Origin of the sequence: Sanguibacteroides sp. AM78-02pH3A, assembly GCF_027666085.1 — a bacterium.
Classification (GTDB): Bacteria; Bacteroidota; Bacteroidia; order Bacteroidales; family Marinifilaceae; genus Gabonibacter; species Gabonibacter massiliensis.
The window spans coordinates 1-13,530 of sequence record NZ_JAQEHX010000002.1; the positions used below are offsets into that span (position 1 = coordinate 1).

9 protein-coding genes are annotated in these 13,530 nt (G+C 42.8%); 2 read left to right on the top strand and 7 right to left on the bottom strand.

Features of this window, described 5'->3' with window-relative positions:
- Positions 1 to 11: 11 nt before the first annotated feature.
- Complete coding sequence (locus tag PGR74_RS02805) at positions 12 to 497, bottom strand: hypothetical protein (RefSeq protein ID WP_041503101.1); 486 nt, start codon at positions 495 to 497, stop codon at positions 12 to 14.
- 304 nt (positions 498 to 801) lie between these two features.
- Here PGR74_RS02805 and PGR74_RS02810 point away from each other — a divergent pair, with 304 nt between their 5' ends.
- Positions 802 to 3,285: a hybrid sensor histidine kinase/response regulator gene (locus PGR74_RS02810; protein WP_270516672.1), complete on the top strand. Its 2,484-nt coding sequence runs from the start codon at positions 802 to 804 to the stop codon at positions 3,283 to 3,285.
- On the opposite strand, the gene PGR74_RS02815 is transcribed toward PGR74_RS02810, so the two are convergent.
- Together PGR74_RS02815 and PGR74_RS02820 are read right to left on the bottom strand one after the other, a co-directional pair.
- Positions 3,280 to 4,617 carry a sigma-54-dependent transcriptional regulator gene (locus PGR74_RS02815; RefSeq protein ID WP_041503103.1) on the bottom strand — a complete coding sequence of 446 codons (1,338 nt, stop codon included), beginning with the start codon at positions 4,615 to 4,617 and terminating at the stop codon, positions 3,280 to 3,282. The two genes, PGR74_RS02810 and PGR74_RS02815, sit on opposite strands and share 6 nt — an antisense overlap.
- Before the next feature lie 224 nt (positions 4,618 to 4,841).
- Positions 4,842 to 5,201, bottom strand: coding sequence for a hypothetical protein (locus PGR74_RS02820; protein ID WP_052649415.1), 360 nt, complete (start codon positions 5,199 to 5,201; stop codon positions 4,842 to 4,844).
- Positions 5,202 to 5,612: 411 nt separating this feature from the next.
- Between PGR74_RS02820 and PGR74_RS02825 the strand changes: the two genes are divergently transcribed.
- Positions 5,613 to 6,953: a S41 family peptidase gene (locus tag PGR74_RS02825; protein ID WP_041505312.1), complete on the top strand. Its 1,341-nt coding sequence runs from the start codon at positions 5,613 to 5,615 to the stop codon at positions 6,951 to 6,953.
- Here PGR74_RS02825 and PGR74_RS02830 read toward each other — a convergent pair.
- The 4 genes from PGR74_RS02830 to PGR74_RS02845 form a co-directional block, all read right to left on the bottom strand.
- The gene (locus PGR74_RS02830; protein WP_041505311.1) at positions 6,940 to 7,656 is read right to left on the bottom strand and encodes a head GIN domain-containing protein; all 717 of its coding nucleotides are present in this window, start codon (positions 7,654 to 7,656) and stop codon (positions 6,940 to 6,942) included. The genes PGR74_RS02825 and PGR74_RS02830 overlap by 14 nt on opposite strands.
- 8 nt (positions 7,657 to 7,664) lie before the next feature.
- Positions 7,665 to 9,098: a TolC family protein gene (locus PGR74_RS02835; protein ID WP_041503107.1), complete on the bottom strand. Its 1,434-nt coding sequence runs from the start codon at positions 9,096 to 9,098 to the stop codon at positions 7,665 to 7,667.
- A gap of 41 nt (positions 9,099 to 9,139) precedes the next feature.
- Positions 9,140 to 12,298 carry an efflux RND transporter permease subunit gene (locus PGR74_RS02840; protein ID WP_270516675.1) on the bottom strand — a complete coding sequence of 1,053 codons (3,159 nt, stop codon included), beginning with the start codon at positions 12,296 to 12,298 and terminating at the stop codon, positions 9,140 to 9,142.
- A gap of 66 nt (positions 12,299 to 12,364) precedes the next feature.
- Positions 12,365 to 13,444, bottom strand: coding sequence for an efflux RND transporter periplasmic adaptor subunit (locus PGR74_RS02845; RefSeq protein ID WP_052634528.1), 1,080 nt, complete (start codon positions 13,442 to 13,444; stop codon positions 12,365 to 12,367).
- Positions 13,445 to 13,530 lie beyond the last annotated feature (86 nt).

Below are 13,530 nucleotides of genomic sequence, written 5' to 3' on the forward strand. Positions count from 1 at the left end.
TTAATTCTAAGCTACGCTAATACAAACAGGTTGGATTGCCAAACTAAACTTTTTTCCTCGATACAAGCTAACCGGGAAAAAAGAAGACCGTGATCGACACCTCTTACATCATCCGTTTTACCCATTCTTGAAGCCATGGAAGCGTCAGGCTTCGGCATAACAACAAGCGTCACTATTAATTTTGTATCAAAAGCAACAGTAGACGACCAATGGCCAAATTCATACACTCCGCTCTCTTCTAAAGTTACTCCAACGTAACAATACATTCCTATATCTGTACCGATATCCCAAGTCTCGTAAACATCCTCAAAAATATGATGTCTAATATAAATCATTTCATTTGATTTAAACTGAATACCTGTAAAACTGACAACCCAATTTTCTCCCTCGTAACAAAATTGAGTTCGCTCAACAGGATAAACCTGTGCCATACCCGTTGATATTCCCCCAACCAGGAGAACCAATGTTAATACTACTAGTTGAATCGTTTTTTTCATAATTCTTAATTTTAAAAGTTTAGTACGATAGTTATTTAAATGAATATTATCATAAAAGATAATATTTGTGTAAAATTAAGATAATTATTTTTCATATCAATACACTATGCACGTATAATATTCATTATTATAATATAATTTATATTAATATAACAACAAAACACGAGTAATTCACAAAAAAAAACGTTTCGTATTCATACTCTTTTAATAGCATCTGTACTTGTTTATTTTACCCTTTCATCCGGGACGACGAGTGTACATTTCGTGATCTTTTTGTATATTCGCAAAAACGAATTCACGGGACATGCAAAAACTTTTCAAATTCACCAAACTGAAACTGATTGCCGGATATCTTATCCTGCTCTTTCTGGCAACTGTAGCCATTATCTTTATCTACAAAGAGACGCTGCAATTGACAGAAAAAGATCCCAAAGAAACCATCACGCAAACAAAACTATTCATCATCAGCAATACATTGGCCAAACTTTATGAAGCGGAGGGCATCGGTATCGCTTTCTCACAGACCAATTCCAAAACGAAATTCAATCGTTATATAAACTTGATGAAAGAGGTTCGGAGAAATATGGATACGCTAAAGAACCTGACTACCATAAAACTTCAGAAAAAAAGAATAGATACGATCAATTATCTTCTCAACCAAAAAATCGATAACCTCAAGGCTTTAATGGAGGTAAAGCAAATTTCCCTTCCGGAAGATTTCTACAATATCGCCATCGAACGGGTCGAAGCCATAAAAGACAGTACCGCCGTGGAACCGGAAGAGACTACACCCCAAACGATCACCACATATGATAGCGTGTATACCGTGAAGAAAAGAAAAGGCTTTATGGGACTTTTCTCCCGCCGGGACACCACGCTTCAAGTTACGATCAAGCATATCCCAGTCGATACGATCACACAGGAAAAACCCGTGGCAAAGACAGATTCATTAGTCACGGTAATCAAATCGGCCTGGGACGAATTTCAGCAACAGAACCAGGAGATGGCCAAAGAGGTCTACCGGAAAGAGATTGCCGTTATTCAAAGCGGACAAAATATCACGGAAAGAATAAAACGCATCCTCAGCGATCTGGAAAATGAGGAATTCGATCATACCATCACGAAGATGGAACAGCAACAACAGTTGACTCACAGTATTACACGCACGATAGCATGGATTGCCATCATATCCTGCGTATTGGTCATCGTATTTATTTCACTGATCATAAGCGACATATCCCAAAGCCAACGGTACCGAAAAGCTTTAGAGGAAGCCAAATCATTTACCGAAAAACTTTTACAAAGCAGGGAACAACTCATGCTGACGGTTACCCACGACATCAAAGCACCTCTTAGCTCCATCATGGGATATATTGAACTTCTGAACAACACATCTTTAGAAGAGCGTCAACGTTATTTTCTCCAAAACATGAAAAGTTCCTCCGAACACATTCTTCATTTGGCCAATAATCTGTTGGACTTCTCTAAACTGGAGTCCAACAAAATGGACGTAGACCACGTTCCGTATAATCCGGCCCGTCTGCTACAGGAGACAAGCGACAGTTTACAACCTTTAGCAGCGAAAAGAGAGTTAATATTACAAAGCAACATAAGCTCGGCCTTGGATACCTCATATTCGGGAGATCCGATGAAAATCCGGCAAATAATCATTAATCTGCTATCGAATGCCATTAAATACACCCGGGAAGGAAGAATCGAGTTATCCGCCTTCGTGAGCCCCACGCAGGCAGAGACCTTAATTATCGTCATTAAAGACTCCGGACCGGGAATGACCCGGGAAGAGCAGGAGTTGATTTTCAAAGCATTCACGCGCTTAGATGCACAACACAATAACGGAGCCGAAGGAACGGGTCTCGGACTAACGATCACTCAACAGTTGGTTCAACTTTTGGGCGGAGAAATCAGCCTTGAAAGCGAGAAAGAGATCGGCAGTAGCTTTACGGTCAAACTTCCCCTACTGAAAGCTGTATCCCCGGTAGAAGAGCTGCCCGAAAAAGAGGAGACCAATTTTCCGGAGGTTCAACAATTGAAAGCCTTGTTAGTAGATGACGACCCATTACAACTCCACATGAGCACCGAACTGCTCAGGCAAAAAGGGATTGTTTGTACATCTTGCAATGATCCGACAAAAGTATTGGAATATTTAGAGAAGGAAAGGTTCGATATTATTCTTTCCGATATTCAAATGCCCGGAATGGACGGATTCGAATTGATCGAGCAAATCCGGAGATTTCCGGACCCGGACATTCAAAAAATCCCGGCAATAGCCCTTTCCGCCAGAGGAGATATGAAAGAAAACCATTATAAAAAATCGGGTTTCTCGGCCTATCTGAATAAACCGTTTACACCGCAACAACTTTTCGAATGCATCGCCAAACTAACCGGATTTTCAGTAAAAATAAAAAACACGGAAGGAGAGTCCGTGACAAATAACCTTCCTTACGATTTAAACAGCATAAAAATATTTGCCGACCACGATCCTCAGGCTATAAAGGAAATCATCCGCTCCTTCATTAGGGACTGCGAAACCAATTTCTCGACATTAGCTCAACTTCTCGATAAGAAAGAGTTCCAACAAATCGGCAGGCTGTCCCATAAGATGCTGCCCATGTTCAGACAATTTGCCATAAAAGAGATCATACCGCTCCTGGCTTTTTTGGAGCAAACAGATTCTGCCCGGACCCCGGAAACCCGAATAAAAGAGCAAGTTGAAAAAATCATCCGGCAAGGAAAAACGATCTTGGAAGAATTGAAAAAAGAGTTATAAATCCTCCAACCCGAAATGTTTTAATTTACTGTAAAGAGTCTTTCTATCGATTTGAAGGATGCGGGCCGCCTCGCTTTTGTTATTTTTGCACCGAATCATTACGTCCCGAATCAACTCTTTTTCCATATCCTTACGACTTCCGACACTCTTCTCGGGAGAAGGGGTTTGTTGCTGCCATAATTCAGGCTGCAAACACTCTTTAACAATAAGTTTTCCGGGACACAAAAGGGTCGCTCTTTTCACCACGTTTCGCATCTCGCGAAGATTCCCCGGCCACCTGTAATTCCGGAAAATATCGGCAACACTCTCGTCAAAACCGACAACCTCTTTTCCTAAATCCTCATTGGCATTATCTAAAAAATGATTGGCAAAAACCATAATATCTTCCTTCCGCTCTCTTAAAGGTATCGCCTGAATGGAAAATTCATTCAACCGGTGAAACAGATCTTCCCGGAACTTTCCGGAAGCTACGGCTTCCTTTAAATTCTCGTTCGTGGCGGTAATGATACGGACATCGAAAGATATATCTTTCTGGCCCCCGATCGGATGAACCTTTCGTTCTTCCAACGCCCGTAGCAGTTGCACTTGTACATCATAGGAGAGATTTCCGATCTCATCCAGGAAAATAGTCCCCCCCGACGCTAATACAAAGTAACCTTCCTTATCGGAAACAGCCCCTGTAAACGAACCTTTTATATGACCAAAAAACTCACTCGCGGCTAAATCTCTCGGAACCGCACCGCAATCCACAGCCACGAAAGGAGCATCCTTCCGGCTACTCATCGAATGAATCAAACGGGCGATATACTCCTTTCCCGTTCCGCTCTCTCCATTGATCAGTACACTCATGTTCGTGGGTCCTACCAAACGAATGTAGTCATACAGCTGATCGGCCTTCTCGCTTATTCCTTTAATATAAGTGATTTCCGATGTTTTCGCGGTAGAGGTTTTTCCCTTTTCCTTGGGTTTTGTTTCCAATTTCAGGGCTTCCTGCAATTTTTTCAGAATCTCATCGGGGATAACCGGCTTGGATACATAATCGAAGGCTCCCAATTTAATAGCCGTAACGGCTGTTTGAATGTCGGCATAACCGGTCATTAAAATAACCTGTGCCTGAGGAGTTTTCTCTTTAATGATACGAAGCAGATCTATCCCATCTTTATCCGGCAAGCGCAGATCCGTGAGAACCACATCAAAAGCGGTTCCCTCCAATTTTTTTACAGCCTCTTTGCAGGTAAAAGCATTCTCTACTTCAAATTTACGCTTTCCCAACCAATTTTTCAACATGATACAGAAAGTCGTATCATCATCGACTACTAAAATTTTTGCCATAGATCGATTATTTATCTTACGAAAATAACCTTAAACGACTAAACAAAAAAAGATTTAACGCTATTTAATAAATAAAGAATCTTGAGGCGTTACGCCTCGGATCACCTCCACACATTCGGTGATACAGATCAGAAATTGATTATTATCTACATATACAATAAAAAGGAGGCTATCCCGGAATAGATCCGAACAGCCTCCTACAAATGCACGATTATGTACCTCACTTATTTCTCCCCTTCACTAATGAATTTCCCGTCTTTATCATATATGACCGTGATTGTTTGTTCATCTTTTTTCAAAATCAGTTTATATTGGTCGTTATCACCTTTATAAGCCTCTTCAATCGTATAGCCCTCGTATTTTTTCGCAACGGCATCCTTTACTGCTTGCGGCACATCGGCTACGTCAATTTTCGTCCAAACCACATCTGCCCGAGTGATCAGACTCAACATAACTTCCTGCTTGGTTGTATCCGGAATAACCGTATCTCTGGCAATAGTCTGGTGGGACGCTGCCACAACATAATTTGAAAAACCAAACACAACAACTGCTACGACTACGATACTTTTCAACACATTTTTCATAATTTCCCGTTTTAAAATTAAACTCATATATATTCAGTTCACTTATTAGATTCCAGCTTATGATCAGGTTCCGTTAAAAAGTGCGGTAATAACAACCCCGATACGGCCACAACGATAAAAAATCCAAAAACTACCATACTTTCAATTTTTAATTTTAACCTCTTTGTCTTTTCTATAAGAAATAGTATGCCAAAACATACAATTTCCGCCGCTTCCAAGATTTCATGCTAATAATCAATACTATACAATATCGTTTATCGCCATACACCGTTTCCCGGATTGTAGAAAAACGGGGAACAACTGTGGCGATTTTCCACACCCATTCCGTGATTCCACACTTTACGAATTAATCCGTCGAAAAAACTTTTATTATTCTTCAAAAAATCGTAGTATTGTTGTTTATTTAAATATATGAAAACATTACTATATGGGTTCCTGTTCGCAGGACTACTCGTCGGCTGTCAGGACGACAAGATAGGGGATAAGAAGGATCTTTCGGAAAACTACAACATCAATCAATTTGTAGAGTCCCACATGAAAGAAGAGTATTTTTGGGCCAAAGAGGTCCAAACGAAAAACGTGGATAAAGAAACAGCTCCGTCCAGCTTTTTCAATGCCCTAAAATACGAAGGAGACAGGTGGTCTCGTTTAACCGACGAATCGGCTGACGGGACTCTCTCTGCCATTGAAGACGGAGATGATTACGGTTTCGGCATACGCGTAACCATTTGGAGCGATCAATCCGGCAATACCCTTTTTTCCAAAATCAATATGGTTTTTCCGGATTCCCCCGCAGGGAAAGCCGGACTGCGTAAAGGGGATATTATTACACGGGTAAACGGATTAACCCCGAATCTCTCTAATATACAAACGGCATTAAACGCCCGAGAGATAACGATTCAAGTGACCCATAAAAACGGTTCTTCCGAAAGTATCAGTCTGAATGCCCAAAAATATGAAGTCAATCCGATCCTAAAAAATACGGTAATCGAAGAGGGAGACAAAAAAATCGGTTACCTCGCCTATGCCAGCTTCGTTTATAAAAATCAAAGCTCTTTAGATGAACTAACCCGAATTTTCAACGAATTCAAAACCCAGGAAATAGACGAATTAATATTAGACCTTCGTTACAACGGGGGGGGTTACAATCATGCGGCCGTTCATTTGGCCTCTCTTATCGCCCCGACATCCGCAGTTATGTCAAAGAAGTTGTTGATTTATAAACAATGGAATGAAAAATACCAGGCGATATACCAAAATTCTTCTCTTATGACAGAAGAACATTTGAATGCCAAAGTTCCAGAGAATGCCCGGTTAGGTTTGGAAAAGGTATGGATTCTTACCAACAACTCCACCGCTTCGGCTTCCGAAGTTGTCATATCGGGCCTAAAACCTTATATGGATGTTATTACCGTAGGAGAAACCACTACCGGTAAAAATGCCGGAGGAATCGTTTATACTCCTTCCGATGCAAGCATCGACCAATGGAATGTCTATTTGATCGCATTCGAATATACCAACAGTAACCGTGAATCCGTAAGAAACGGGATTGTCCCCGATTACTACATAAAAGAAAGCGATAACGCTTATTTCCGGGACCAGAACGACTGGGGTGATAAAAACGAATATTTAATCGCTTACACGCTTAACCAAATAACCGGCCGAAGCTCATTCCGTTCGGCCCGCACGATATCGGAACAAGCAGTTCCCGAAACCTTGGAGCCAGAAGGACGTTATATTATCTCCTTTTAACTAAAGACCCTCCACTACTCAAATTACGAGTAATAACAGGGCTCCCGTCATACAAAAGCAAACCGGAAGAAGATATCTCCGCGTTTAATTTCTGACGCACGAAGATCTCTCCTTTAGCAGCATTGCTTATGTCAGCATTACACGTATCCGCTGATAATTCCCATGCCTTCAGGTAGGATGCCGTTGAGAGATTCAAATCCAACTGCTTTACTTCCCCTTTCAATTCCAAACGGGAGGCACCGGAAGCTTCCACCTGTAACTCGTTTCCCTTCACCTCCAATTTCATATTGGATGCACCGGAAGCGACCACCTCCAATTGATCGACCCGCAACAGCGCCGAGCCCTCAATCCGTGCCGCAGAAGCAGCCTCCAAACGAACAAGTCGCGGTAAGGTCACCAATACGTTCATTACCGTGTAGCGGCGAATGCTAATACCCGGTTCTATATATACATTCAACTGATTATTTTTTATCTCCGTCTTGATATATGGCAGAATATTATCATCCGACTCCACGGATATCGTTGCCGTCTTATCCAATGTCACATAAAGTGTAATCCCCTGTTGAACGGATATTTTTTCAAAACGGACCTCCGAAGGTCGTTGCGACATCAACACATAACCCGTTCCCGTTACTTTTTTGTCTTTTGCCCATCCGCTTACCGCAAAAAGCAAAAAACACAATCCCCATAATAGACCTTTCATCATTCGAATTATTTATATTCATATTCATTTTTTCCCTCCAACAAACCGATAGACTGCAGATACTCGGTTTCACTCAGTTTCAACTGCGTCTTGGCTTCGACCCAGTCGCTCCATGCTTGTTGCCATTGAGCTTGAGCCTCTAACAAATTGGTCAGATTTTCCATTCCTACCTCGTATTGGTTTGTCGTAATCTTTAAATTTTCTTCCGCCTGAACCAATGCCGTACGGGTTAATTGAATACGGGTTTGAGCATCTTTCAGTTTAAATCGGTTTCCGGCAATTTCCAATCTCATCAATTCCCCCATTTTCTCTTTATTTAAACGGCTTATCTCCTCGTCTACCTTTGCAGAACGGACCTTGTTCCGACCTTCCCCCCAATTGAATACGGGAATCTGTACCGAAGCCAATGCATTAAACGAATGATCGTCGGCACCATCCCCGTTTAATTCCAAGCCCCCGCTAAAACCATACCCTACAGAGACTCCGACCTGAGGCAAGAAACCGGAACGAGCGATACGGATCTCTTTCTGTTTCATCTCGATCTCCTTTTCTAACATATTATAATCGGGACGTTGCTCCAGATGATCGGGTAAAGCCCATATTTGCGGACTTAATGTTGAAGATAACGAATCTGTCAATTCTATCCTCGTCTCCAAATCCAATCCGACCAAACGACAAAGATTCATCCGGGAAAGTTCCTGCCCGTGTTGGGCCTTCTGTAATTGCAAAACAGCCTCATTGAATTTCACCTGTGCTTTCAACACATTATTTAAAGAAGTCATTCCGGTTTGTTGAGCATCTTCCAGATTTTTCACCAACTCCCCCACGACCTCCTTGTATTTCCGGGCCACGAGAACCAACTCCCGAACCCGTATACATTGCCAATAAGCCTGTTCCAACTCAACAAGAACTTGCGAACGATTTAAGCGCACGTTCTCCTTTGCCAATATTTCTCCCGCTTTGGCTGCCTGATGAGCGGCCCGGATCTTCCCTCCCAAAAAAAGGGGCTGTTGCAACTGCACGCCGGCCATATATACTCCTCTCATCGAAAGAGAAATCGGAATATCCGGTAAAAAAGCATACTCTTTAAACACGGGTTTTCCATCGGGACCGAAGATAGGTTTCCCGTCCGGACCGACAACTAAATTCGGTTCTAACTTTTGATTCTCTCCGGGCACGTAAGTCGGCAAATATCCCCCATCCAAACTATACTTCTGTTTTTTCTGGTTATAAAAATAAATACCGGTAATCGAAAGTTTCGGATAGTAATTGGCTCTATACTCTTTTTTGGTCCAAACGGCCTTTTGTTCCTGTTGGCGGGCAATAGCCAATTGTTGGCTATACTCAAGTGCCATTTCCCGACAGCGCTCTAAGTTCAGCACGACCTGCGCCTTCACCGGAATCAGTCCTAACACCAGTAGGGTAATAAATAAAAATCGCATCTTCTTCTATTATTTAAATTCTATCGTTCAAAACTCATTCATTAACTTAATCCCATGTGAAAATCTTTCTTCTCCCGTTTCGGATGTTTGATTTTTAAAAAGAGAGAATAAAGAACCGGAAGAATAACCAACGTGATCACGGTCCCAATAAACAACCCACCCATTATGGTCACGGCCAAAGCCCCGAACATATCGTCGTTAACCAAAGGAATCATTCCCAATATGGTTGTCATCGCGGCTAAAAATACAGGACGCAAGCGGGAAGAAGAGGCATCCAACAAAGCCTGGAAAGGATCTTTCCCCGATCGGATCTGGATATCGACCTCATCCACCAACACCACACCATTTTTAATCATCATCCCGACAAGCCCGAGTGCTCCCACGATAGCAACAAAACCGAACTCTTTTCCGGCCAACAACATTCCGAAAACGACTCCGGTAATCGCTAACGGCAAACACAATAAAATCATCGCCGGACGTTTGAAATCTTTAAAAAGTGCAATCAAAATAGCCAACACGAGAACAATAGCAACCGGCACATTCTTAAACAGGTATTGTTTGGACTGCGTACTGGCCAAATACTCCCCTTGCCACTCGGTCGTATACCCCGGAGGAAATTGAATCGTGTCGATTTTAGTAAGAAGGCTGTTCCGTACTTCATTGCTGGTGTATCCCGGAGCATTGTTACATTGGGCGGATATAGAACGCTGGCCGTTATAACGACGCACCACGGGAACCTCCCAAACGGCATTTATTCCATTGGTCGCTTGATTTAAAGGCGTTGACCCGATTGCAGCCATCAATAACTCGTCTGCCGAAATCATTCCGCTTATCAGCTCTTTTATGGTCTCCATGTTCAACAGATTCGTGGAAGGAACCAAACTCCAAACCGGAACGTTTCCTAATTTACCCAAACGTTGATTATCCTGCCCCACACTTTTTACATAAATCGGCAAATCGTGCTGTCCCTCGTAATAGGATCCTACCGGCAAACCGTCTGTCGTCGCCAACAAGGCCATTCCGACATCCTCGCGGGAAAGATTGGCCACCCGTGCTATCGGTTGATAATACTCCACGTTCAAAGCCGGCGTCATGGGTCCCCAGTCATTGGTCACCAGCATCGTGGTCGAATCATCCCTCATGATCTCCTCCACTTGGGCACATAACCGCTTTAAGACGGCAGGGTCAGGCCCTGAAATCATAAACTGCACGGGATAGTCCATGTACATCAGATTGTATTGTTTCATGCGTACGTAAGCAGAGGGGTAATGTTCCGATAAATATTTCTGTAACTCGTTCAGATTCGCTTTCAATGTCTCCGGAGAAGTAAAATCCACGATCAACTCGCCGTAACTTAAAGCCGGCTCGGCCACGGTCCGGACCAAATTATATCGGGAAGGTGTTCCTCCCAAGCTCGTCGTTACCATCGTGATCTCGGGACGGGAAGAGAGATACCGTTCGATTGAAGCCAAATCTTCTTTTACCGTCTGCGGATTCGTCCCGTAAGGCATCTTATATTCTATATACAATTGATTGTAACTCAAATCAGGGAAGAACCCTTGTTTTATATACCGAAACATGTACACACTGACTAATAACAGAACGACTGTCGCAGCCAAAACACCGATCCGGTTATACACGGAAAATTGCAACACCCCCCTAAACATCCGGTATACCTTCGTGTCATACATCTCTTTTTCGCTAACCTGCTTGGCCGGGTTTACCTTCAATCCCCTATCCGCCTGAATCGGGACATAAGCCAACGCTAACACCCAACTCAACCACAAGGAGACCGCCAGTACGATAAAAAGATCCCGGACATATTCACCCGTCGTATCGGGAGAGAGATAAATCGGTAAAAAGGTTAAGATCCCGATCGTCGTTGCACCCAACAAAGGCCATGCTGTTTTTTTGGTAATATTGACCAAAGCATCGGGTTTCTTTAGTCCCCGTTTCAAATCTACCAATATCCCATCCGTGATTACAATAGCATTATCCACCAGCATTCCCATGGCCACGATAAACGAAGCCAACGAAACCCGTTGTAACGTTCCATGCATCATATGAAGTATCACGAAAGACCCTAAAACCACGACAACCAAACCGATACCAATAATATAACCGCTTCTGAAACCCATGAATAACATCACGACCAAAATAACGATCAGGACGGATTCTATCAGATTCACCATAAATACGTTAATAGCACTCTGCACCCGGGTAGGTTGAAAAAACACTTTTTGAAAATCAATTCCAGCCGGAATAATTTCCCGTTTCAATTCTGCTAATTTCTCGTCCACCTTCTTACCCAATTGAATGATATTCCCTCCTTTTTCCATGGCAATAGAGATGGCGATAGCAGGAATCGTATCATAGATTAATCCCTCCCGCTGGGGTTCCACGTATCCTTTCGTGATAGTTGCCACATCCGAAAGCCGGATCTGATCTTGCTCATGCCCTTTTATCAGAAGGTTACGAATATCCTCTATGGCTTTATAAGCTCCGTCTACATTCACCCTTATCCGCTTTTCTCCGCTATCGAAATAGCCGGAATAAACCGTTTTATTTTGTCCGTTCAGCGTCATGATAATCTCCGCGGGATGAACGCCGAGATTGGCCATCTTATCCTCCCGTATATCGATATTGATACAAGCCTGCCGCTCCCCGTATATATCCACACTGCTTACCCCGTCTATATCCAATACCGTACGACGGACCAATTCGGCATAATCGGACATCTCCTGATATCCGAATCCGTCCGAGGTCATGGCATAAAACATTCCGTATACGTCCCCGAAATCATCCATCACCAAAGAGGCATTGGCCCCTTCCGGTAATTGAGCTTGAACATTTGCCACCTTCCGTCGCAAAATGTCCCAGTTTTGTTGTAACTCCGCCAGCGGTACCGTACTGCTCAGTTCCACCGTAATCATCGACACATCGTCCATCGAAAGAGAAGAGACATGATCCAAATCTCCCATGGAACGTATGGATTTCTCCAGAACATCCGTTACCTCCAATTCGACTTGATAAGCCGAGGCTCCCGGAAAAGTGGTTATCACCAAAGCCTGCTTCACCGTAATAGCCGGATCCTCCAGTTTACTCATGGTAAAAAAAGAATAAACTCCTCCGACCACCAACACGAAGACGAAAAAATAAACTAAGGCTTTATTTTTTAATGCATATTCCGTAAAGTTCATATTATCAAAATTACAAGTTGCCTACCCGCCGGTTACCATCGTCTATAAATCGTAACCGACAAAGCATTATAAAAGTTTTCCGACATTAGAGGTTGATACGGGGGGAAGTTGACGAACTTTTTGTCCCTCTTTCAAATGATTGACCCCGGCTGTAACGATCCAAGATCCGGGTAGCAGTTCGGATTGAACCAAAACCATCCCGTCTTTCTGAATTTCAACGATCTCTACTAAAGATTTACTTATCTTCCCCTCCTTCTTTTCGTAAGACCACACATACGACTTCCCGTCTTTTTGAAAAAGAGCGGAAATAGGAATCAAGGCCAAATCGTCTTTCCCCGGCATAAAGTCGATGGTGACAGTAGCGCTCATCCCTGCAGCGATATTCAATTTTTGTTCCGGCTTCAGACGAAACCGGACTTTAAAGAGTTGATTGTAATTAGCCTGTTGTGCGATTTCCAATAGTTCCAACGGAATTTTCATTCCCGGATACACATCGGCAACGCAATAAGAACTCACGAAGTTCTCCCGGCGAATATAATCACTCGAGGGAATATCTATGTCTATCTCGAAGTAATTATCATTGATCATCGACAATACGGGTAATCCCTGATTAACGATTTCATGAGCATCAAAAAACTTTTTTTGGATATACCCGTCAAAAGGAGCCCTTAATTTCGTATCGTTCAAAGCATTTCGATGCGCCTCGTAAAGAGCCGTAATCCGTTTCAATGCAGCAACCGCCTTATCATAATCATTTACCGGAACACTCTTCCGGCGATAAAGCTCCATCACTCGCTCCGACTCACCTTTGATCTGTTTATACTCGGCCGCCGTAGCATCAAATTGCAACTTATAATCCCGGGGATCGATTTCGGCTAATACTTGTCCCTTCTTCACGTATTCCCCCTCTTTTGCTCTAAACCTTACGATCGGACCCGCCACCCGAAAGGCCAATTTTACATCCGAAGCCGCTTTTATCTTCCCCGGATAATTCGTACTACTCTCTCCTTCATATTTTTGAATCTCTGCCGTTTTAACCAACTGCGGGATCTCTAATCCAGGCGCCGCTCTGCGACAGGATTCGACTACAAATAAAGCTCCTATCACCGGAGCCCATTTCAATACAGAAAAAAACATCATCTTCATAATATACAGTTAAAGATCATAACCATATACTCAAAAGACTAAACAAATGTTTCACTTTCTTTTCCGAAACTCTATAAAAACATCCA

Coding starts and splice junctions, on each gene's coding strand:
- PGR74_RS02805 (WP_041503101.1), bottom strand. CDS start 497: ATGAAAAAAACGATTCAACTAGTAGTATTAACATTGGTTCTCCTGGTT.
- PGR74_RS02835 (WP_041503107.1), bottom strand. CDS start 9,098: ATGCGATTTTTATTTATTACCCTACTGGTGTTAGGACTGATTCCGGTG.
- PGR74_RS02830 (WP_041505311.1), bottom strand. CDS start 7,656: ATGAAAGGTCTATTATGGGGATTGTGTTTTTTGCTTTTTGCGGTAAGC.
- PGR74_RS02810 (WP_270516672.1), top strand. CDS start 802: ATGCAAAAACTTTTCAAATTCACCAAACTGAAACTGATTGCCGGATAT.
- PGR74_RS02840 (WP_270516675.1), bottom strand. CDS start 12,298: ATGAACTTTACGGAATATGCATTAAAAAATAAAGCCTTAGTTTATTTT.
- PGR74_RS02820 (WP_052649415.1), bottom strand. CDS start 5,201: ATGAAAAATGTGTTGAAAAGTATCGTAGTCGTAGCAGTTGTTGTGTTT.
- PGR74_RS02825 (WP_041505312.1), top strand. CDS start 5,613: ATGAAAACATTACTATATGGGTTCCTGTTCGCAGGACTACTCGTCGGC.
- PGR74_RS02845 (WP_052634528.1), bottom strand. CDS start 13,444: ATGAAGATGATGTTTTTTTCTGTATTGAAATGGGCTCCGGTGATAGGA.
- PGR74_RS02815 (WP_041503103.1), bottom strand. CDS start 4,617: ATGGCAAAAATTTTAGTAGTCGATGATGATACGACTTTCTGTATCATG.